Annotated in this window: 17 protein-coding genes, 2 tRNA genes and 1 other RNA gene; 11 read left to right on the top strand and 9 right to left on the bottom strand. The window is 66.6% G+C overall.

The features are described 5' to 3' along the window. Positions 1-24 precede the first annotated feature (24 nt). Complete coding sequence (locus F4Y45_12930; protein ID MXY25404.1) at positions 25-1,011, bottom strand: DNA-processing protein DprA; 987 nt, start codon at positions 1,009-1,011, stop codon at positions 25-27. A gap of 45 nt (positions 1,012-1,056) precedes the next feature. Then, positions 1,057-2,943, bottom strand: coding sequence for a glycoside hydrolase family 3 protein (locus F4Y45_12925; protein MXY25403.1), 1,887 nt, complete (start codon positions 2,941-2,943; stop codon positions 1,057-1,059). On the opposite strand from F4Y45_12925, the gene F4Y45_12920 reads away from it, so the two are divergent. From F4Y45_12920 to F4Y45_12910, 3 genes are all read left to right on the top strand, one after another. Further along, entirely contained in the window at positions 2,942-3,445 is a 504-nt protein-coding gene (locus tag F4Y45_12920) for a MogA/MoaB family molybdenum cofactor biosynthesis protein (GenBank protein MXY25402.1), read from the top strand. The genes F4Y45_12925 and F4Y45_12920 overlap by 2 nt on opposite strands. A 23-nt stretch (positions 3,446-3,468) precedes the next feature. Continuing rightward, the gene (locus tag F4Y45_12915; protein MXY25401.1) at positions 3,469-4,680 is read left to right on the top strand and encodes a molybdopterin molybdotransferase MoeA; all 1,212 of its coding nucleotides are present in this window, start codon (positions 3,469-3,471) and stop codon (positions 4,678-4,680) included. 396 nt (positions 4,681-5,076) lie between these two features. Continuing rightward, the gene (locus tag F4Y45_12910; GenBank protein ID MXY25400.1) at positions 5,077-7,176 is read left to right on the top strand and encodes a hypothetical protein; all 2,100 of its coding nucleotides are present in this window, start codon (positions 5,077-5,079) and stop codon (positions 7,174-7,176) included. A gap of 305 nt (positions 7,177-7,481) precedes the next feature. On the opposite strand, the gene F4Y45_12905 is transcribed toward F4Y45_12910, so the two are convergent. Both F4Y45_12905 and F4Y45_12900 read right to left on the bottom strand, forming a co-directional pair. Further along, entirely contained in the window at positions 7,482-8,252 is a 771-nt protein-coding gene (locus F4Y45_12905) for an FRG domain-containing protein (GenBank protein MXY25399.1), read from the bottom strand. A 104-nt stretch (positions 8,253-8,356) separates the two neighbouring features. Then, positions 8,357-9,460 (bottom strand): hypothetical protein, encoded by a 1,104-nt coding sequence (locus F4Y45_12900; protein ID MXY25398.1) that lies wholly within the window; start codon positions 9,458-9,460, stop codon positions 8,357-8,359. Positions 9,461-9,500: 40 nt separating this feature from the next. Between F4Y45_12900 and F4Y45_12895 the strand changes: the two genes are divergently transcribed. Then, a complete protein-coding gene (locus F4Y45_12895; protein ID MXY25397.1) occupies positions 9,501-12,176 on the top strand; it encodes a glycosyltransferase in 2,676 nt (891 codons plus the stop codon). Here the strand turns inward: F4Y45_12895 and rfbB are convergent. Genes rfbB through F4Y45_12880 form a run of 3 tightly spaced genes read right to left on the bottom strand, consistent with a single transcriptional unit; the run spans position 12,115 to position 14,747 of the window. Then, positions 12,115-13,128: a dTDP-glucose 4,6-dehydratase gene (gene rfbB, locus F4Y45_12890; GenBank protein MXY25396.1), complete on the bottom strand. Its 1,014-nt coding sequence runs from the start codon at positions 13,126-13,128 to the stop codon at positions 12,115-12,117. The two genes, F4Y45_12895 and rfbB, sit on opposite strands and share 62 nt — an antisense overlap. Before the next feature lie 20 nt (positions 13,129-13,148). Continuing rightward, on the bottom strand, positions 13,149-13,640 hold the full coding sequence (locus F4Y45_12885) for a dTDP-4-dehydrorhamnose 3,5-epimerase (protein ID MXY25395.1): 492 nt from the start codon (positions 13,638-13,640) through the stop codon (positions 13,149-13,151). 42 nt (positions 13,641-13,682) lie between these two features. Next, complete coding sequence (locus F4Y45_12880; protein ID MXY25394.1) at positions 13,683-14,747, bottom strand: glucose-1-phosphate thymidylyltransferase; 1,065 nt, start codon at positions 14,745-14,747, stop codon at positions 13,683-13,685. A gap of 98 nt (positions 14,748-14,845) precedes the next feature. Between F4Y45_12880 and tadA the strand changes: the two genes are divergently transcribed. Then, positions 14,846-15,352: a tRNA adenosine(34) deaminase TadA gene (gene tadA, locus F4Y45_12875; GenBank protein ID MXY25393.1), complete on the top strand. Its 507-nt coding sequence runs from the start codon at positions 14,846-14,848 to the stop codon at positions 15,350-15,352. A 41-nt stretch (positions 15,353-15,393) separates the two neighbouring features. Beyond that, the gene (locus F4Y45_12870; GenBank protein MXY25392.1) at positions 15,394-16,323 is read left to right on the top strand and encodes a hypothetical protein; all 930 of its coding nucleotides are present in this window, start codon (positions 15,394-15,396) and stop codon (positions 16,321-16,323) included. A gap of 546 nt (positions 16,324-16,869) precedes the next feature. Here the strand turns inward: F4Y45_12870 and F4Y45_12865 are convergent. Both F4Y45_12865 and F4Y45_12860 read right to left on the bottom strand, forming a co-directional pair. Next, a tRNA-Ser gene (locus F4Y45_12865) sits at positions 16,870-16,962 on the bottom strand. Between the two features lie 110 nt (positions 16,963-17,072). Next, positions 17,073-17,819, bottom strand: coding sequence for a LexA family transcriptional regulator (locus F4Y45_12860; protein MXY25391.1), 747 nt, complete (start codon positions 17,817-17,819; stop codon positions 17,073-17,075). 61 nt (positions 17,820-17,880) lie between these two features. Between F4Y45_12860 and F4Y45_12855 the strand changes: the two genes are divergently transcribed. The 5 genes from F4Y45_12855 to dnaX all read left to right on the top strand — a co-directional run. After that, positions 17,881-18,174: a hypothetical protein gene (locus tag F4Y45_12855; GenBank protein MXY25390.1), complete on the top strand. Its 294-nt coding sequence runs from the start codon at positions 17,881-17,883 to the stop codon at positions 18,172-18,174. A 2-nt stretch (positions 18,175-18,176) separates the two neighbouring features. After that, positions 18,177-18,267 (top strand) — tRNA-Ser (locus F4Y45_12850). A gap of 45 nt (positions 18,268-18,312) precedes the next feature. Continuing rightward, positions 18,313-19,065 (top strand): lipid-binding SYLF domain-containing protein, encoded by a 753-nt coding sequence (locus F4Y45_12845; protein ID MXY25389.1) that lies wholly within the window; start codon positions 18,313-18,315, stop codon positions 19,063-19,065. A gap of 92 nt (positions 19,066-19,157) precedes the next feature. Then, positions 19,158-19,256, top strand: an RNA gene (ffs, locus tag F4Y45_12840) — signal recognition particle sRNA small type. Between the two features lie 50 nt (positions 19,257-19,306). Further along, positions 19,307-20,553 (top strand): DNA polymerase III subunit gamma/tau (gene dnaX, locus F4Y45_12835; protein MXY25388.1); only part of this gene is annotated, 1,247 nt, incomplete at its 3' end.

The raw sequence follows: 20,553 nt of genomic DNA, 5'->3' as shown, positions 1-20,553 counted from the left end.
GTCCGTGGTGGTGCCCGGCACCCGTCAGAAAAGCGTCACGTCGGCCATCACGCCCGCGTCGTCAGTGGGTGGAGTGCTCAGAAGTGAGGCGAGGGTCGCGGGATCATCGGGACTCGGCCAGGGATGTGCACCACGCTCCAGCAAGGCCTCCAAGCCCCTTCCCAATTCACCGGTGGCACGGACATAGACCGGAACCAAGCGATACCGGTCCAGTTGCTCAATCGCACCGGCCCAGGTCCCGCCCTTCTCGAAACCCGCGCTAACGACCAGGGCGGCGTCCGCCAGCGCGTAGATGAGCTTGTTGCGCTGCATCGCGTGCCCGACAAGAAAGCCGGCAGCGGGATCGTACGGGCTGACCAGGACCAGCCGGCCGTCCATCAACGCGTTACGGTGCTCGCGTCGCATGGCGGTCCGCTCAAGACTGTCGGCCAGCACGCCGGCCACGGTCCCGCCAGCATCCAGGGCGCCCCGCATTGAAGCCAGGTCGATGCCGCGCGCCCCGCCCGACACCAACACGCGTCCTGCCCGCGCAGCGAGACGCCCGACACCCTCGGCATAGTCAACCAGGGTGTCGTCCACCTTGCGGGAGCCGACGACGGCCAGCCCGCCCGCTACCAAGCTCTCCCGATTGCCGCAGCCATACAGCAGTGGCGGCGCCTGGTCGCGCAAGCGCTTCTTCAGCAGTCGTGGGTACTCCGGGTCCGCGCGGCTAGTCACCCAGAGTGCACGCGCACGCCAGCGCTCCAGCGCCTGACTGAGGAGGAAGCCCCGATCAAGCAAACGGTGGATCCGTTCCAGCTCCAGGTCGAGTCGGCACTCCTCCAGCACTGTCCGTGCTCCGTCGCGCAACAGGTCAGCCGGCTCGCGTCTCAGTTCGCGCAGCCGGCGCGCCAGGCGGCTGTACTCGCCGATGGCGAGAGGCTTGACGGAGGCCTGCCGTTTCCGGCCGACAATCAGCGGCGCCGTCAGTAGCAGAATCGCCTTGGTATTCAGAGACGGCGAATCGCTCATGACCGGCCTCCAGCGCCCGGCCGGCACTTCACTCGCGACGCCCCGCTACCGCGTGAGGCCGTGGCCGCGCGGGAGGTCGTCGGCGAGGGTGACCGGCAGACGCCCGCGAATCGGGATCTCGCCGGCGAGGGCGCGGACCGCGGTTTCTTCGGAGAGGCCGCGGTAGTCGTAGGTCAGGAGGACGGCGGGAAGAGCCGGCAGTGCCGCGGCCGGGTAGGGATTACCGAAGAAGAGGGCGACGAACGGTTGCCCGCGCCGGGCAGCTTCCTCGGCCACTTCCTCCATCAGCGCGATGACGTGCGTCGCCAGATCCAGCTCGTCGTTGAACGAAGACGATCGGACGAAGATGCCGGCGACCACCGCGTCGAACCGCTCGGCCATGCGCCGGACAAGCTCGGCGTCGGCTGGCGTCGATTGATCGGACAACTCGACTGCGGTCACCTCGTCCCAGCGGTCGCGCAGCTCCGGAACGACGATGCGGCTCGGGGCGCCGATGCCCCAGCCGGAGGCGCGATCGAGAACCGACAGGTAGAGAAGCGAACCGTCGCGCGACGTGCGGAGCGGGACGTCGTTCCCGGTGTCGCGGATCAGCGTGATCGACCGTTCGCTCACCTCGCGGGCGACCGCCCGGTGCGCGCGGGTGCCGACGACGACGGGCAGCGTATCGAGCTCGACCCGCCGCCAGCGGTGCAGGCCAAGGCGCGCCTTCGCTTCCAGGATGCGGCGGACGGAACGATCGAGGGCGGCGGGGCTGACCCGGCCGTTGTCGACCGCGGCACGCACGCCAGCCACCGCCGCGCGGTCGTCCGGGGCATGCAGGACGAGGTCATGGCCCGCCGCGACCGCGCCCCCGGCTGCCTCCTCCGTCGCCGCCATCCGCGTGATCCCCCGCATCCGCATCGAGTCGGTGAACACCAGCCCGTCGAAACCGATCTCGTCGCGCAGCAGACCGGTGACGATCGGCCGGCTGAGCGTGGCCGGCGTCGTCTCGTCCGGGTGGATGGCGGGGAGGGCCATGTGTCCGGTCATCACCGCGCCGGCTCCCGCCGCGATGCCGGCCCGGAAGGGAGGCAGTTCCACCGCGTCGAGCCGGGCGCGCGGATGGCGGAGAACGGGCAGGGCGCGGTGCGAGTCGATGTCGGTGTCGCCGTGGCCGGGAAAGTGCTTGATGGTGGCGATCATGCCGCCGTCGGCCAGTCCCTCGATGTAGGCCGCGGCGAGTTCGGAAATCGTGTCCGGATCCTCTCCGAACGACCGGATGTTGATGACCGGGTTGCGCGGGTTGTTGTTGACGTCGACCACCGGTGCGAAGTTGACGTGCACGCCGATGGCGCGCGACTCCACGGCGGTGATCCGCCCCGCCTCGCGCGCGAGCTGTGGGTCTCCAGCGGCGCCGAACGCCATCGCGCTCGGGAAGTTAGTGGCGCCCTCCAGGCGAAAGCCGGCGCCCGTCTCGAAATCGGCGCTCACCAGGAGCGGCAGCGGCGCAATCGCCTGCAGCCGGTTCAGCAGCGAGGCGGCGTCGAGCGGCCGGCCGAGCGCGGTCCGGGCGTAGGTGGGATTGAGGAGGACGTCAGGCACCGCGGTCCGTGCCCCGAAGACGTGAATGCCGCCGACGTGTTCTTCGTGGATCAACGAAACCAGATCGTCGTAGGTCTCGCTGTCGCTGCTGGTGTAGCTCGACAGGAACGTGGGGACGACGAGCTGACCCACCTTCTCGTCGAGCGTCATCGCCGCGAGGGTCTCGTCGACCCAGCGCCGCGCCTCCGCGTCGAGGTCCTTTCCCTGCGCGCCAAGCGTCCAGGCGGACAGGGCCAGCACCAGGGCGAGCGCCAGCGCGGCCGGAATGGGCGTTCGAGCGGTCACACGGGCATCGTACGCAGGATCGGGCGGGGCGGGCAAACCGGAGGCGGTCGCTATAATCGCCGGCATGAGCCACACCGAACACCGCGCCGAATCACCGAGCACGACGCACTGCTTCGTGCTGACGGTCAGCGACACCCGAACGCCGGAGACGGACCGCGGCGGCGATACGATCGTCGAGCTGCTGAAGGCGGACGGGCACGTGGTGGCGGGACGGACGATCGTGCCGGACGAGCCGGACCGCGTCCGCGAGACCCTGCGCGCCGCGATCGACGCGCCCGACGTCGACGTGGCAATCACGACCGGGGGCACCGGCATCACCCAGCGCGACGGGACCTACGAGGTGGTGACGGGTCTGCTCGACAAGCGGCTGGATGGTTTCGGCGAGCTGTTCCGCGCGCTCAGTTACGAGGAGATCGGGCCGGCGGCGATGTTGTCCCGCGCGACCGGCGGACTGGCCGGTCGGACCATCGTGCTGAGCCTCCCGGGGTCGCCGAACGCCGTCCGGCTTGCGATGACGAAGCTGATCCTGCCGGAGCTGGGGCACCTGGTGCGCGAGGCGCGGCGGTGAAGGGGGGCGGCCGCGGGACGAAGATGCGGCCCATACGGTCGACCATCCCGATCGATGAGGCGCTCGCGATCGTCGAAGGCGCGGCGCGTCCGATCGAGCGGACAGAGCGCGTCGGCCTCGCGGAGGCGTCCGGACGGGTGCTGGCGTCGGCCATCGTTTCCGGGCGCGACGTCCCGCCGTTCGATCGGGCCGCGATGGACGGCTACGCGGTCCGCGCGGCCGACACGGCCGGCGCCGGGCCCGACAGCCCGACAACGTTCCGCCTGATCGAGACCGTCCATACCGGCCGCCTACCTTCCCGCGAGGTGATCGCGGGCGGCTGCACGGAGATCGCGACCGGCGCGCCGATGCCCGATGGAGCCGACGCGGTCGTCATCGTGGAGGAGACCGAACGGGACGGCGAGACGATCCGGGTGTACACCTCGGTGGAGGAGCGACAGCACGTCGGCCGCAGGGGCGCGGACATCCGGTCGGGGCAGGCGCTGCTCGAGCCGGGTGACTTCCTGACGCCCAGCCGGGTCGGATCGATTGCCGCCCTCGGCGTGGCCGAAGTGGACGTGTACGACCGGCCGCGCGTCGGGCTGCTCTCGACCGGCGACGAGATCGTCGAGCCCGGCGAGCCTCTGGCGCCGGGGCAGATCTACGACGTCAACCGGTACACGATGGCGTCGGTCATCGCCGCGCACGGCGGCAGGGCGACTATCCACCCCATCACGGGGGATTCCGTTGCGGCACTCGGTGCGGCGGTCGAGGCGATCATCGACGCCGGCGCCGACATCCTGGTTTTTTCCGGCGGCAGCTCGGTGGGAGAGCGCGACCTGACCCTCGACGTGATGCGCGAGCGTGGAGAAGTGCTGTTCCACGGCATCGCGGTCAAGCCGGGGAAGCCAACCGCGTTCGGACGGATCGGCGCAACGCCGGTATTCGGCATGCCGGGCTATCCCACCTCGTGCCTGTCGAACGCCTACCTCCTCCTCCTGCCGTTCCTGCGGCGCACCGCGCGGCTGCGCCCCCACGAAGCGCGGACGGTGCGGGCGCCCGCCGCGCATCGGTTCGCTTCGCCGGCGAACCGGCATCAGTTCTACACCGTGCGCCTCGTTGACGGCGCAGCGGTCGGCGCCTTCAAGGCGTCCGGGGACATCACCAGCATGTCGCAGGCGGACGGCTACATCGAGATCCCGATCGGCGTCGGCGCCATCGACGCGGGCACTACGGTCGACGTGACGCTGTTCTGACGGGCGCCGGACCGGGAAACCACTTGTGTCCTTCAAACCCTAGTCGAGGAGTTGCAGTTCAACATGCGTGCGAACGAGGCGATCGGTCCGATCCGAAACTCCACTGCGGGCACGCTGCTCTAGCGCCCAGCGTTTCAACATTTCGGGACCCAACGGGAGCATTCCCGGCCAAACGCTACGGCATCGACAACGTCATTGATGAACTTGCAGAGGCTACGCGACCACATCCACCACGTCATTTCCGCTTGCGAATCGCTGCCAGCGCTTCGCAGGCAGTGGAGCGATAGTTACCCGTTCGCTTCGCATCCGTCTCGTCGGCTGGCAACAAGAGCATGGATCGCTCAAGCCCGAGCGTACAGAGACAGCCACCACTGGGGTAAGTTCCGGCGGACCGTTGTGCTCGCCGTTGCAGTTCTTGGAGAGTCATTCATCAGCGACCTTGAGCAGGCCGGACTCTTCCTTCCGGGCAGCGTCCCAAATCGGGGTTTCTCTACCTGTCTTCGCACTCTTCAGCGGCAACTGGCCAACCTTGGCGACGACGCACACCGGCAACTTGCGGTCCGCGTCAGAACGTATCGCGCGTACGATAATCTATCTTCCTTTGTCCACGACCGCGGTGACGACGTCCGCCAACTGCTTGGGGAACGGCCCTTCCGGTTCGGTAAGACGGTCGTCAGCCTTACAAATCTGTCCTTTCTACGTGAGCAATTCGCGTTTGAGGCCGGAAAGGAGTTCCATGAACTCTTCGTGGAGTACGAGACGCCCGAGCGGCTCGCGGAGGCGGCATCGGCGGTAATTGCACTTGCAAATGAGCAGCGCCAGCTAGAATCTACCGATTTTGTCCTCCCACTTACAGGAATAGATATCTCGGATGAGCTGATCGCTGTACTCCGTTACGGCGCGGCGATTTGTGCCCTCCGCGAGTTCGGCAAACTGATTTCCGTCCTAAACTACGAGCTCTCCCGCGAGGGCACGGCGGATCCGATGGTGTACCGACTTCGCCCGTCCCACAGAGAGACGGAGTACGCACTCAGGCTCGGTTACATCCGCGGCGAAATCGGCGTGACCGCGGGCCCGTTACACTTGTCACGACAGCCTCGTCCCCAATTCTCCATTCTCGCCGGCATCAAGAGTTTCTTGAGTAGTTTTCCTCAACTCTTCGAAGTGAAGGACCCTGACACGCCGATGCGACGCCTCAGGCTCCGTGTACCACTGCTGCCACACTTCTACGAAACACTAGCCCAAGTGCGCTTCTACGAGGATGCCTTGCGCGAAGAGCGCTTGGGGCAAGAACTAGAGCTCCCGATGCGCGTTCCAGACACCGGCCCGCTGCTGCTGGCCGCTGGAGTCGAACTAGAGACCTTCCAGAAGGCTTGGCGAAGTCTCGAGTTCTTGGCCTTCCTCGACATCGGTGCACTCAGACAGTTTGAGTCGGATGAGCCAATTGTCAACAACTCGCTAATGCGCATCATCACCGAGGAAGCTCTCGTCGATTTGGTCAAAGTTGCGGGAGTTGAATCGGAAAACGTGGCACCATTACTCAACCTCTTTACTGCCGATGTTCGAAGGCTAGGCCATTACGACATGCAGTATCGGCCGTTCCTGCGCGTAAAACCGTCGACGCTACAGATCAACGGTCGGGAGGAGACGACGCCATCGGAGGTTATACTTGGCTCGGCGATTGTTGCCAGTTCGAACATGACTATTAATGTGCAGCGAGCTCACGGGATAAGGATAAGAACGAACGCCGATGCATTCGTCACTGTGGTGCGCGCAACCTTGGAGTCTATATTTGAAAAGATACGCACCAACGTTGCGTTGAAACTTGGTAATGAACGCACGGACGTAGACATCATGATACTCACCGACCGTACACTCTACCTGATCGAATGCAAGCATTCGATCACTCCAGCCGGTGCGCATGAACTTCGCGATCTATGGCGCGACATCAATCATGGTGCACATCAGTTGAAGGTAGCGATGAGAATACTCAGCGCTCGCCTTGCGAGCTATCTGGCTGGACTGTTTCCCGGTACCACGAAAAGACATATAGCTGGATTGCGTATTAGGCCATGCGTGCTGTGTTCACACCGCGTCTTTTCAGGAATGACGGTCGACGGCATACCGGTGCGCGACTTTGCGTCGCTGGCGCTCGTCTGCGAGGATGGGATCGTGGGGATGGGCGGGGAGAACGACTCTGGAGAGGTCGTGATTCAACGGTTCCGGTTACGTGCGACCGAGAAAGCCACACGGGAGGACTTCGATGAGTACCTCACGGAACGTAGCCGGTACTTCGAGATGTTCCGGCCGTTCATGCGCGAGCACGATGTGGTGTATCGCCTCTTCGGGGGGGCGTTGGTACTGGCGTACAACTCATTCGTCCATGTTGTCTCGCAGGAAGAGTGGGCGGCGCACCTAGAAAGGACCGGCGCTACCGCCGTGAGCGCCGAGCGACTTCCCGTCGAGGCACTCCGGCCAGAGTTCTCCGATACCTGATGAAGATGAGGAGGAGAGCCGGTACTAGATGTGAGGCGCGGCACTACGAGAACGAGCAAAACGGTGGATTGGCGCGTCGGGAACCTCTGGGTAGACGTCTCCGGTTACGCTTTCGTCCTTGAACTTTGGCGCGCCTGCCAGCGTGCGGCCGACCAAGACAACTTAACGGCTCGTCGACAGGCCATAGTCATTCCTCGGTTGGTGCTACTCAACAGTGTACACGATTCCCAGTGAATCTTCAGCGAGATTCTGCTCGGCACATGCCTTCATGAGGATTTCCCCAACGGTCGGATCACACAGTTGCTTCAGGGAGTCGTCGTACTCGGGTGGTGGAAACAGAAACTGCGATGAGAACATGTGACCTCGCAGCTTCCAGCTCTTGACTGCGCGGGGAATCGGACCCGAGCGACTTGGTATGTGATGAAGTCTTGGTCGGCCGTAAGGCGAAACTCACCGTCGTCGTTCGGGTCGCCCTGCATCGCAAGCGATAGACCCTGCTGTACGTGCGGCCGAGTATGTTGCGAGGAGTGCGCCGCCCGGAGGTCAACGACGTTCAGCTTTCGCCCGGCACGACGATCTACGTACAGGTAGATCCATCCGTGTTCGTTCGTAGTTGGCTTAACCACGCGGTGGGAAGAGTTACGGGCGTCGAGCTTGTGCGTGGCGAACCAGACCGCGGTATGGATATTCTGGACGACGTCGAGCCACGGAGTTTTGATTCCGTAGTGTTGAAGGACTGCTCCCAAGTCCTCCTCGTCCCACCGTGTTCCATCGAACTGTGTCCTTAGTTTCTTCAAGATGCACTTGTAGGCAGACCAACGTTTCTCTGGATCGCTGCAAGATTCGTCCTTGTCTCGAAAGATGGAGGGCAAGCACTTCGGGAAATCCCGGCGACAACCGCGAAGGAAGATGCGATGGCCGTCGCCGCTGCAAAAGGCGATGAGCGTTGCCAGCACAACGGGGTCCTTCATGTGCAAGTAATCCCCTTTGTTGTCCGTCTTCAGACGAACTGACGCTGAGTCCTGATGCTCGTCGTGGAACTGCGCCGCGGTGCTTTTCTCGGAGTCTAGGTCCACGCAGTCAAGTCCTTCCGTCGGAGACTGATGCCAGCCTAGCCTGCCGCGAGTGACGAAAGCACGTGGCCATGCCCCAGTTGTCGATCTACCCCAGCCGTCCCCGCTCACCGCCGGAACAGCAGGAAGGCGGTGTCGACCCGCGCCAGGATCCGAAACGAATAGTCGTAGTCCCGCTCGATGCGGTGAAACCGGAGGGCGCCGTCGAGGGTGACGCCATCCGCTTCGTAGAAAGTTCGCGCGAGGCCGACCTCCCCGTAGTGCCTCGTGGGACGAAACACCGTACCGTCCTGCCGGCGCGACCCGTAGTTCAGGTCGCCCTCGTCCTTCAGCCAGAGGCAGCCGCTCCAGAAGATGAAGTGGCCGCGCCAGCCGTTCTTCACGGCGGCGGCGCGGACGAAAACGCCGTGGCCATGCTCGTTCGGGTCGTCCTGCACCGTGCGATCGGCAACGTGTTTCGACAGGAGCAGGTAGGTGTCGATTGTCAGCGAGTCGAGTCCGTCGATCGGTGGCTCGAGGATCACGCCCGGCCCGCCGGCGAGGCTGTCGCGCACCGGGCCGGTGTCGAAGAGCTGCCCCCCCTCGTGCGTATGGTGGAACTGGTAGCCGAGCGCGATGGGCAGGCCGTCGACCGGCACGCGCCCCCGCACGCCAGCGTCGAACCGCTCGCGATGCTCGGCGGTATTGAGTCGCTGCCAGCTGATCCAGGCGTCCTGTTCCAGCCGGTCCGACTCGACCTGCCACTGCACGCCGCCTTCGTTGGGGCGCGTGAAGGCGAGCGTCTCGACCTGCAGCGGCGGCAGCAGGCCGTGCGGCCCGGTCAGATCGGGGCCCGGGGCGCCGTCATCCGGGACGGTATCCAGCGTGCCGATGGTGAACGTCGACGCGCCGCTCCGGACGCTCAGGCTGATGACGGGCCGCGCCTGCTCGGCGAACTGCTCCGAGCCGAAGCGGTGGTTGAGGAACACGCCGCCACGAAGCGTGGCGTAGTCGCTCAGGGGCAGATTCACGGCGAGCGTGCCGGCCGCGCCGAACAGGGTCTCGCCATCGCGGAAAGGGTTGAAGAACTCGGTGTTGTCGGCGTACAGGAGGAAGTCGGTGACGAGCGTCACCGCGTGTTCTGGCTCATCGCCTCCCGGATCCTGCGCACCGGCCGGGACGGGCCACAGGGCGCAGGCGATCAGCAGAAGGGGAGCGAGAAACCGCCGCATTCGCGGGCGAATTATAGCGTTGCGGTAGTATCGCAGGAGGATGTCGGTTCGTGTCGTCGGGAAGTTCCTGCAGGTCGGAAGCGAGCGCTTCCTGATCCGGGGGGTCGCTTACGGCACCTTCGCGCCCGGTTCTTCCGGTGATCAGTTCCCTCCGCCCGACCGCCTGGCGGCGGACTTCGGGGCGATGGCGGGCGCCGGCATCAATACGGTTCGGACCTACACGGCGCCGCCCAATCAACTGCTCGATCAGGCGGCGGAGGCAGGGCTGCATCTCTTTGCCGGCGTTCCCTGGGCGCAGCATGTCGCCTTCCTCGATGACCGGAAGCTGGCGCGCGCCGCGCGGCAGGAGATCGTTCGAGCCGTGCGCCGGCTCGCCCGTCATCCCGCCACCTTGCTGATCGCCATCGGCAACGAGATCCCGGCCGGGGTCGTGCGCTGGCACGGCTCGGCGCGGATCGAGGAGTTCCTCCGTGAGACCTACGACGAGGCGAAGGCGGCCGCCCCCGACGCGCTCCTGGCCTACGTCAATTATCCGCCGACCGACTATCTCGACCTCGGCTGCTTCGATGTCTGCGCGTTCAATGTCTATCTCCATCGAGAGGCGGATTTGCGCGCCTATCTCGCCCATCTTCAACTGGTGGCGGGCGGGCGCCCGCTCGTGCTGGCCGAGGCGGGGGCGGACAGTCTGCGCGAGGGGCGTGATGGCCAGGCGTCGCTCGCGGGCATGCAGGTGCGGACCGCGTTCGAGGAGGGCGTGGCGGGCGTCGTCGTCTTCTCGTGGACCGACGAGTGGTGGCGCGGCGGCGCCATGGTCGACGACTGGCAGTTCGGCCTGACCGACGCGGCCCGCGCCCCGAAGCCGTCGCTGGCCGCGGTGGCCCGTGCCTACGGCGCCGCGGGCTTCCCGGCGGACGCCCGGCATGCCTGGCCGCGCGTCACGGTCTCGGTCTGCGCACGGAACGCGGCCGACACGCTCGACGCGTGCCTCCGTTCGATCCGCGCCCTCGACTATCCCGACTACGAGGTGATCGTCGTCAACGACGGTTCGACCGACGCGACCGGAGCGATCGCACGCGAACATCCGGGCGTCACCGTCATCGACACGCCGCACGGCGGACTCAGCGCCGCCCGCAACGCCGCGCTGCATGCCGGCGCCGGCGACCTCATCGCCTACACCGACGCCGATGTCGAGGTCGATCCCGCATGGCTCACCTATCTCGTGCAGCCGTTCCTCCGCTCGGATGCGGCGGGCGCCGGGGGTCCGAACGTCGTGCCCGAGGACGATCCGTGGAGGGCTCAGTGCGTCGCGCGCGCCCCGGGTGGACCGACCCACGTGCTTATCGACGAACGGACCGCGGAACATGTCCCCGGTTGCAACATGGCCTACCGGCGCGAGGCTCTGCTGGCGATCGGCGGCTTCGATCCGGCGTACCACGCGGCGGGGGACGATGTCGACGTCTGCTGGCGGCTCCAGGCGCGGGGCCAGAGGATTGGCTTCGCGCCGTCGGCGCTGGTCTGGCACCGCCACCGCCGGAGCGTCCGCGCCTACTGGCGGCAGCAGGTGGGATACGGGGAGGCGGAAACGCAACTGATGGGAAACCACCCGGAGCGGTTCCTGAACGGTCATGCCGTCTGGAAGGGCCGGATCTATTCGCCGCTCCCGTTCGTTCGCGCCATCTCTCGCGTCCGGGTCAACGCGGGCGTCTGGGGGACTGCCGCGTTTCCGTCGGTCTACAGCGCGCATATCCCGTCGATGACCTACGTGCCGCACCTGATGGAGTGGCAGGTGGGATCGGTCCTGCTCGGGGTCACGGCGTTTGCCTGTTTCTGGATTGGTCAGCCGGAGTTCGGCGGGGTGGCGGCGGGGGCGTCGGTTTCCGGTATCGCCCTGACGGTCTGGAAGTGCGTCGGCTACGGCTGGCGCACCGAGCTGCGCGGCTTGCCGCGGATCCGGCCGTGGGGCCCCCGCGCGAGCCGCGGAATCTACCGCGCGATGATCGCCTGGCTTCATCTCGTGCAGCCGGTGGCCCGCGGCTGGGGCCGGTTGCGGGGACGGTTGTGGCCTCCGGAAGTGGCGGCGCGGCGGATAGGCGAGGAGCCGTCGCCGCGGGCCGATTGGCCGCGTGACGCCATGCGCGCGCTCCGACTGATGAGTCGCGGCCGGGTCGGCCTTCGCTTCTGGAGCGAGCACTGGGTCGACCGGGCGGATCTGCTGACCCGGATCGCCCGCCGTCTCGAGACCGCCTCGGTCGGCCGGGCGATTGACGCGCATGACACCTGGCAACAGGAGCGCGATCTCGCCGTCGCCACCGGGCGTTGGGGGTGGCTCGACCTCCGGACGCTGCTCGAGGAGCATGGCCAGGGTCGATGCCTGTTTCGCGTTACCGCGCGGCATCGGTTGACGCCGTTCGGCGCTACCGTCGGGGTGGGGGTTGCGGCGGGAGTCGGCGCGAGCCTCGCCGCCGGCTCGATCGCGGCGGCGGCGGTCTTCGGCGCCGTGGGTCTCGTCGCGGCGGCGCGGATGGGGCTTCAGATCGCCCAGGTGGATGCCGGCGTTCGCGCGATCATCGCCGAGGTGGCCCAGGAACGGGCGATGCAGTCGATGACCGGTGCTCCCGCGACGGCGGCCGCGGCCACCGTTGCCGACGCATCCTTCAGCCGCGGTTGGCGTACTGCCGGTCGTGAAAGGCTCGAAACGCCTCGCTCTGCTCCTTGATCGGACGCCACCACGCTTCGTTCCGGACGTACCAGTCGACCGTGGCGCGCAACCCGTCATCGAACCCTACCTGCGGCTCCCAGCCCAGGGCGCGCAGCTTGGTGGTGTCTAGAGCGTAGCGGCGGTCGTGGCCGGGGCGGTCGGCCACCGGCTTGATCAGCGACTCCGGACGGTCGAGCAGCTCGAGCAGCCGGCGCGTGAGGTCGATGTTCGCCACTTCGTTCCCGCCGCCGATGTTGTAGGTCTCGCCACGCTCGCCGCACTCGATCAGCAGGTCGAGGGCGCGGCAGTGATCATCGACGTGAAGCCAGTCGCGGACGTTCAGCCCGTCGCCGTAGAGCGGCACCTCGCGGTGGTCAATGGCGTTCGTGATGAACAGCGGAATCACCTTCTCGGGGTACTGCCGCGATCCGTAGTTGTTCGACGCGCGCGTCACCACCACCGGCACCCCGTGCGTTGCCCAGTAGCTGTACGCGAGCCGGTCGGCGCCGGCCTTGCTGGCGGCGTAGGGATTCCGCGGGAGCAACTCGTCGGTCTCGCGGCTCAGGCCTTCCGTCACGCTGCCGTACACCTCGTCCGTCGAGATCTGCACGAAACAGCGGAGGTTCGGGGACGCGCGGGCGGCGTCGAGGAGGACGAACGTTCCGTGAACGTCGGTCCGGATGAACGCCCCGGCCTCCTCCACGGAGCGGTCGACGTGCGTCTCGGCCGCGAAGTGGACGACGATTTCGGCGTTGCGGACCAATGGCGCGGCGACCGCCGCGTCAGCGATGTCGCCCCGCACAAAGCGGTGGCGGGGGTCGTTCTCGACGGCCGCGAGGTTCTCGCGCCGGCCGGCGTAGGTCAGCTTGTCGAGTGTCGTGACGCGCCAGTCGGCGTGCGCCTCGAGGGCGTACTCCACGAAATGGCTGCCGATGAACCCGGCGCCGCCGGTGACGAGCACGTCGACCATCGATCAGGTCCTCGGACCGTTTACCCGTCCTTGCGCGCCCAGTCGTACGGCAGCGCGCCGTGCGGCTCGATCCGGTACTCGTCGGGATCATCGTAGCTGTAGGGTTCGGTCGGGATGTTCACGACCAGCGACGGCTCCGTCCCGATGCACTTCCAGCCGTGGTAGACCAGGTTCGGGATCTGCACCAGCAGAGGCTGCTGCGCCCCGATGAAGAACTCGTTGACGCGGTCCTTCGTCGGAGAGCCCTCGCGCGTGTCGAACAGCACCAGCTTGATCATGCCGGCGATGCAGGCGAAGTGATCCACCTGCTTCTCGTGGTAGTGCCACGCCTTGACGACGCCGGGGTAGGTGGCCGAGACATACACCTGTCCGAACTTCCGGAAGAGCGGGTCGTCGGCGCGGAGGATCTCCAGCAGCCAGCCCCGTTCGTCCGGAATCTGCCGGAGCTGCTTCGTGCGGACTCCGTCGATGAGGTTGTCCGGCGCCGTTTCCCGCGTGGTCGCGTACTTCAGCGGTGTCGTCACGGTGTGTCCATTCCTGGCGATTATCGACGATCAGCAGATTCCGACTTCCGAGCGATCACCCAGCATGAAACGTAGCGCCGCCGGTTTGCTCTCCTGCCGCGCGATCGTAACGTTCCGGCCGATCAGGCTGTCGGTCACCCGGGTCCCGAGGTCTGTCAGGCGGCTGCCTTCCATCACGATGCTGTGCTCGATCTCCGCCGCGCGGATCACGACGTCGCGCATGATCGCGGTGAACGGTCCGACGTAGGCGTCGCGGACCTGTGCGTTGCTGCCGATGATCACCGGGCCTCGGACGATGGAATTCACGATCGCGGCGCCTGCCTCGACCACCACCTTGCCGTCCAGGCTGGAGGCGTCATCGACGTCGCCCTCGATGCGCCGCTCGAACGTATCGAGGATCAGCCGGTTCGCCTCGAGCATGTCTTCCAGATGACCGGTGTCCTTCCACCAGCCATCGACGATGTGCTTCCGGACGTCCAGGCCGCGGTCTATCAGGTCCTGAATCGCGTCCGTGATTTCCAGCTCGTTCCGGAAGCTGGGCCGGATCCGCTTTACCGAATCGAATACCTCGGGGCCGAACATGTACACGCCCACCAACGCCAGGTCGCTCTTCGGCTCTTTCGGCTTCTCGACCAGGCGGACCACGCGGTCGCCGTCCGTCTCCGCGACGCCGTACTGTTCCGGGTTCCGGACCCGCGTCAGGAGGATCTGCGCGGCTGGCCCGGTTGCCGCGAACTCCTTGACGAACGGGACGATCCCCTTGGCCAGCAGGTTGTCGCCGAGGTACATGACGAACGGCTCCCGGCCGATGAACTCCTCCGCGATGAGCACCGCGTGGGCCAGGCCGCGCGGCGCATCCTGCGGGAGGTAAGTGACGTTCACGCCCCACGCGGAACCGTCGCCCACCGCCGCCTCGATCTCCGCGTGCGTCTCGCCGACGACGATTCCCAGCTCGCGCACGCCGGCCGCCGCCAGCGTCTCTATTCCATAGAAGAGCACCGGCTTGTTGGCTACCGGCACGAGCTGCTTCGCGCTCGTAAAGGTCAGGGGTCGCAGTCGCGTTCCCCGCCCGCCGCTCAGGATCAGTCCCTTCATCGCAGTTGATCGCAGACGTTTTCGGGGAGAATAAACCAATCCCGACCCGCACGGATGTGCTGGCGCTTCCGTGCGGCGTGCGGCCCGAGTCTGCAACGATGGATCACGAGGCGCCGATGCGCGAGGCGCTGGCCGAGGCGCGGCGGGCCCTGGCGGCCGGCGAGGTTCCGGTCGGCGCGGTCGTCGTCGCCGGCCCTCCCGGCGCGGAGGCCGAGGTGATCGGGCGTGGTCACAACCGCCCGATCGGCGCCACGGACCCGACCGCGCACGCAGAGATCGCGGCGTTGCGGGACGCGGCGGCCCGGACCGGCAACTACCGGCTTGCCGGCGCCACCCTCTACGTCACCATCGAGCCGTGCCAGATGTGTGCCGGCGCGCTGGTTCACGCGCGGATCGCGACCCTCGTCTATGGCGCCGCCGAGCCGCGGGCCGGGGCGGTCCGCTCGACCATGCAGGCGCTGGATCACCCCGCCCTCAACCACCGCGTCGACGTCGTGTCCGGCGTCCTTGCCGACGAGTGCAGCGCCCTGATGCGTGATTTCTTCGCGGATCGCCGTCGGGCCACGGTGGAACCCGACGCCGTGCCGCCGCGCGGGCCTTCCTGACCGCAACTCCAAGAGCGTCGACGTGATAGCCGGACGGTGGAATGCCGTCCATGGCCGAAGCGCCCGAGATGACTCTCTTCCTTCTGGTCGCCGGAGCCCCACAAGAAAGACAACTCCGTTTGACACCGGCAATGCAGACGTGTAGCGTCCTGCGTTGGCTTGGCGGATATAAGCATCGACTAACCGTCTGGGCTGGTTCCAGACGCTATCGTCGATGCCGCCGGGTCGAAGGGGTCACGGCGATGGGTCTTCCGTGGCTCCGCGTTGTACTTCGTTCCGTAGAGGAGGCTGACATGAAGCGATCGATTTCAATCCTGGCGGTGCTGGCTGTGGTTTTTGCCATGGGCGCATCCAGCGCCTCCGCGCAGGATAGTTGGACCGGCATGTGGGAAGTTAAGGTCGTGAACCTGACAACCCAGCAGGTCATGACGCCGTTCCTGCTGGCGACGCATTCACACGACTCGATGATCTTCACGCCGGGCATGCCCGCGTCGGAGGCACTCGAAGCGATCGCCGAGGGCGGCGACACGATGCCGCTCCAGATGATGCTGGAGGGGATGTCGTCGGTGATGTCGGTTGAGACCGGCATGGCCATGACCCCTCCGGGCCGCAGCGCCACCTTGCAGATCTCAGGCAGCGGCATGCACCGCTACCTGAGTCTGGTCTCCATGCTCGTCCCGACGAACGACGCCTTTGTCGCCGCGACGATGGAGTTGCCGACGATGCCGGGCGCGATGATGACCTACGCGCATGCGTGGGACGCCGGCACTGAGGCGAACGACGAGAGCTGCGAACACATCCCCGGTCGTGATATGTGGCCGGAGTGCGCGGATGCACACACGCACCCTGAGCATGCACACGGCGAGGGCTTCGTCACGATCCACAACGGCATCACTGGTGTGGGGGACTTCGGACCAGATCGCGACTGGAAAAATCCGGTCGCGATGATCACGGTCACCCGGATTCAGTAGCGTCTCTTTCCGGCCGGGAGGGCGGCTTGGCCATGGCGCCGCCGCGCTCCCGGCCGGCTTTCTTCGTCGTCTTCGTCCTGCCCCTCGGACGCCTGCCCGCCACGACGTGCGACCTCCTGTTCCACGTCCAGGGAGTCGCTGTTTTTCTCTCCTGCCTTCGTTTCGTCGTTCTAATGTCGCACACGGGCGATTCTCCTCGGTGCGCTCCTTGACCGGTAATGCGCTTGAATTATCGCTATAGTGATCCAGAATATATTCAATATATCGTTTAAATAGCTGGCTGCAATCGCTCACAGCATTATCGGTAGGCAATAGTCGTACTGTTATCGTGTGTAACCCATGAGTGCTAACAATATGGTCGCTTTATATGGCCTTGGCTATGCCTGTCCCTCAACGTGGCCAAATGGTCGAGCGGCCTTGATTCCTGAGCGGTCCTCCTGGGGTACGACCTCGACGGTCACCACTTCTTCCGTCGAGGTCAGGACCTGGCCTCCGGGGGGCCGCTCGGGTCCCTGGCTATCTTTCGAGGCTCCTGAGCGGGTCTAGTGGCGGAGAGAGTGGGATTCGAACCCACGGTAGGGGGATTACCCCTACACACGCTTTCCAAGCGTGCTCCTTCAGCCACTCGGACATCTCTCCGCGCGCCGGGTGGGTCGGTTCAGTCTAGCAGACCGGCAAGAGGCCTCGCGCCTGCCGGCGGCGATGGACGCCGCGTGAACGGCGCCGCCGCCAGGCGCTCCCGCTCCAGCTCAGGGTTCGCGACGACGCGAGTAGACGATGACGTGAAGGGCGTGCATGTCGCGCCGTTTCACGACGCGGGCTGGATAGGCGAGGTTGTACGGCTGCAGCAGGTAGGCGCCCGTCGTCTTGGTCACAACGCGGATCGAACGCTCGCCCGAAACCAGTTGGGCGTACACCTCGTCGCCATCTTCGAACCGGCGACGCGGGGCGACGATGGCGATGCTTCGCGGACGATGGGCGGGTAGCATGGCGTCGCTCCGGACCTCGACGCCGTACGCGTCGGGATCGTCGAGGTCGCCGGGGCGGGGGAGGCGCAGCAGGACCTGTGGCGGCGCCGGCTTCGACCCGCGCCAGCGGATGGGAACTGGCGCCGCGTCGCCCTCGGCCACGACGGGGATGTCCGCTTGGGTCCCGCGCAGCAAGTCGATCCGCGTGGGGACGTCGCCCGGAACGGCCGCCGTCGCCTCGCGAACTCGGTCGTAGTCCGGATCGACGCCGCTCAGCAGTTGATCCACCGAGCAGTGGAGCGCCTTGGCGAGGCGAAGCAGCGTGCCGGTTTCGAGTACGGCGTACCGGTCGTTCTCCCAGTCCGACACCTGAGGTTGTGGAACGCCGAGCCGGTCCGCAAGCTCGCGCTGGGTTCGGATGCCCACAGCTGACCGGAGCCGCCTGATGTTGCTGCCGAACGACACGGCGGGAAGGGTACACGTCGCCACGCTGGCGCTGCAAACCGTTACATCAATAGAATCAATCACTTATGGCCAGTGCGTATACTGTATGCACGAGATACGCTTATAAACGTATAGTTCAACCACTATGTTCGGCAGGGCGTTTGTCTTCGGTCGTACGCCGTGCGAAGTCACTGTCCGTCCGGTCGCTCACGTCGCGGGTCATGAAGACGCCTGGATCGCCACTGTCGCCACCCACGACGGTCGTCCCTGCCGTGCGCGCTTCCGGGCCGCTACCTTTCGGGAAGCACTCGCTCTGGCCGCGCTGCATCTGGAACGACGGCTGGGTCGGTTGAGCGAGGCGCCGCCGCCACGCTCGGCGCTCAAGGCGCCCGGCAAGGCGCGCGAGCGGGGCGTCGGTGCTGGTATGCTCACAGAGTAGACGGAGAGGTACCGAAGTGGTTGTAACGGGGGCGCCTCGAAAGCGTCTTGTCGGGTAACCGGCACGTGGGTTCGAATCCCACCCTCTCCGCCAGTTGACCGGGTCCATTCCGCGGTCCGCTTCGGTTTCCATCGAGATATGCAGGAGATCTCCATGCGTTCAAGAATCCATCGTGCCCTACACGCTGCCGCCGTCGTGGCCACGGCGGCGGGCCTGACGCTGGCCGGCGGGTCGGTTCAGGCAGCCGCGAGCGAAGAAGACCTGGGGCGTGTCGACGAGGCGGCCATCGTGCTGGAAGAGATCACGGAGGCTCCCGACCGCATGATTCCGCAGGCGATTCTGGACCGGTCGGTTGGCGTCGCGATCTTCCCGTCTACCGTCAGGGCGGGTTTCTTCCTCGGTGGCCAGCGCGGCCGCGGGGTGATCGTGGCGCGGGACGAGGCGACCGGCGCGTGGTCCATGCCGGCGTTCCTGACGTTGACCGGTGGCAGCATCGGCCTGCAGGTGGGCGCCCAGTCCGTCGATGTCATCCTGCTGATACAGAACCGGCGCGGCCTGACCCGGCTGCTCGCCAACGAGTTCAAGCTTGGCGGGGACGTATCAGCCGTCGTGGGTCCGGTGGGCCGCAGCCTGGAAGCCTCGACCGACATCCAGATGACGGCCGAGATTCTCAGCTATTCGCGGACGCGCGGCGTTTTTGCCGGGGCGACCCTCGGCGGCGCGACGGTCCGGGCGGACCGCGACGCGAACGAGCGCGTCTACGGCGAACGTTTCCAGTCGGAAGCGATCGTGCTGGCCGAGACCGCCGTAGCCGACGCCACGGAGGAGACGACCAGGCTGTGGCGAGCGCTCGAAGGCCTTGCGGCGGCCGGGGAAGACGAGTCGAAGTAGCGGGCGCCCGTCGCGATGGCCGGCCTTCGGACTTCTTGATCGGCGCCCGCGCGGCACGTACACTGAGGAACCGTCCGGCGGGTCGCGCCGCGGCTCGGAACCTGTGCAATTTCAGCCTACGAACCGCGTCAGGGCCGGAAGGCAGCAGCGCTAAGTAGCCACTGACATGTGCCGCAGGTCTTCCGGGTCGCGGCGGGGTTCGCCGCTCGGACAGCGCACGCATACCGGTTGACGTCCCGCCATGGCCTATCAGGTCCTCGCCCGGAAGTACCGCCCGCAGAAGTTCGGCGACGTCGTGGGGCAGCGCGGCGTGACGCAGACTCTGCGCAACGCGCTGTCCGCCGGCCGCCTCGCGCAGGCGTTCGTGTTCGCCGGGCCCCGCGGCGTCGGCAAGACCACGACCGCCCGCATCCTCGCCCGCGCGCTGAACTGCACATCGAACGAGACTCCGACTCCCGATCCGTGCGGCGCCTGCGACGCCTGTGTCGAGATCGCCGAAGGACGCGACATCGACGTCCTGGAGATCGACGCCGCCACTCACACGCAGGTCGAGAACATCCGCGAGGTGGTCATCGCGGGGCTGGCGATGGCGCCGGTGCGGGACCGCTACAAGGTGTTCATCATCGACGAGGTGCACCAGCTTTCGAGCCACTCGTTCAACGCACTGCTCAAGTCCATCGAAGAGCCGCCGCCCCATGTCATCTTCATGATGGCGACAACGCAACTCGAGAAGATTCCGGACACGATCCTGTCCCGGTCACAGGTGCACGAACTCCGGACGATCGGCGCGCGCCAGATCACCGAGCAGTTGCGGTCCATCGCGGACGCCGAGTCCGTCCGCATCGACGACGCGGCGATCGCGCTGATCGCGCGCGCCGCCGAAGGCAGCATGCGCGATGCGCAGAGCGCCTTCGATCAGGTGATCGCGTTCGCGGGTGAGTCCATAGACGTCGACGACGTCTCGGCGGTGCTGGGGCTGATCGGGCGCGATCCGGTGCTCGACGCGGTCACGGTGGTGGCCGACGAGGAGCCGGGCGCGGTGTTCGTCCTGGCGGGACGGTTCGTCGAGGCGGGGTACGACTTGCGGCAGGCGTGCCGCGAGCTGTCGCGGGCCGTGCGCGACCTGCTGGTGCTCTCGGTGGATCCCGCGCGGGCGGACGATCCGGAGATCGCGGGCGAGGGCGAGCGGGACCGTCTGCTTGAGCTGGCAGGACGTTTCTCGCGCGAAGATCTGCTTCGGGCGTTCGATCTCCTGACGCGGGCGGAGGCGGACATCAGGAGCGCGTCACAGCCGCGGCATCACTTCGAGATGGCGCTGCTGCGGTGGATGCACCTCCGGAAACTCACCCCGCTGGCCGATCTCCTGCAGGGACGGGGCGCTCCGGCGCCGGACGGCGGAGGGGCGGAGCGCCGGTTGGCCGGGGGCCGGGTGGCTGGGGGCGGATCGCCCCGGCCGGCCACCCCACCCCCGGCATCGCCAGGGCGCGC

The sequence above is a fragment of the Acidobacteriota bacterium genome (genome assembly GCA_009838525.1).
Lineage (GTDB): Bacteria > Acidobacteriota > Vicinamibacteria > Vicinamibacterales > UBA8438 > VXRJ01.
Note: the sequence above shows the minus strand (reverse complement) of the source record. Positions and strands in the feature narration are given on the sequence as shown.

What these genes read in the sequence shown, in the direction of transcription:
- tadA (MXY25393.1), top strand. Translation starts at nt 14,846, where the DNA reads ATGGATCACGAGGCGCCGATGCGCGAGGCGCTGGCCGAGGCGCGGCGG.
- F4Y45_12900 (MXY25398.1), bottom strand. Translation starts at nt 9,460, where the DNA reads ATGCGGCGGTTTCTCGCTCCCCTTCTGCTGATCGCCTGCGCCCTGTGG.
- F4Y45_12880 (MXY25394.1), bottom strand. Translation starts at nt 14,747, where the DNA reads ATGAAGGGACTGATCCTGAGCGGCGGGCGGGGAACGCGACTGCGACCC.
- F4Y45_12895 (MXY25397.1), top strand. Translation starts at nt 9,501, where the DNA reads ATGTCGGTTCGTGTCGTCGGGAAGTTCCTGCAGGTCGGAAGCGAGCGC.
- F4Y45_12855 (MXY25390.1), top strand. Translation starts at nt 17,881, where the DNA reads ATGTTCGGCAGGGCGTTTGTCTTCGGTCGTACGCCGTGCGAAGTCACT.
- F4Y45_12930 (MXY25404.1), bottom strand. Translation starts at nt 1,011, where the DNA reads ATGAGCGATTCGCCGTCTCTGAATACCAAGGCGATTCTGCTACTGACG.
- F4Y45_12845 (MXY25389.1), top strand. Translation starts at nt 18,313, where the DNA reads ATGCAGGAGATCTCCATGCGTTCAAGAATCCATCGTGCCCTACACGCT.
- F4Y45_12925 (MXY25403.1), bottom strand. Translation starts at nt 2,943, where the DNA reads ATGCCGGCGATTATAGCGACCGCCTCCGGTTTGCCCGCCCCGCCCGAT.
- F4Y45_12920 (MXY25402.1), top strand. Translation starts at nt 2,942, where the DNA reads ATGAGCCACACCGAACACCGCGCCGAATCACCGAGCACGACGCACTGC.
- F4Y45_12870 (MXY25392.1), top strand. Translation starts at nt 15,394, where the DNA reads ATGCCGTCCATGGCCGAAGCGCCCGAGATGACTCTCTTCCTTCTGGTC.
- F4Y45_12915 (MXY25401.1), top strand. Translation starts at nt 3,469, where the DNA reads ATGCGGCCCATACGGTCGACCATCCCGATCGATGAGGCGCTCGCGATC.
- rfbB (MXY25396.1), bottom strand. Translation starts at nt 13,128, where the DNA reads ATGGTCGACGTGCTCGTCACCGGCGGCGCCGGGTTCATCGGCAGCCAT.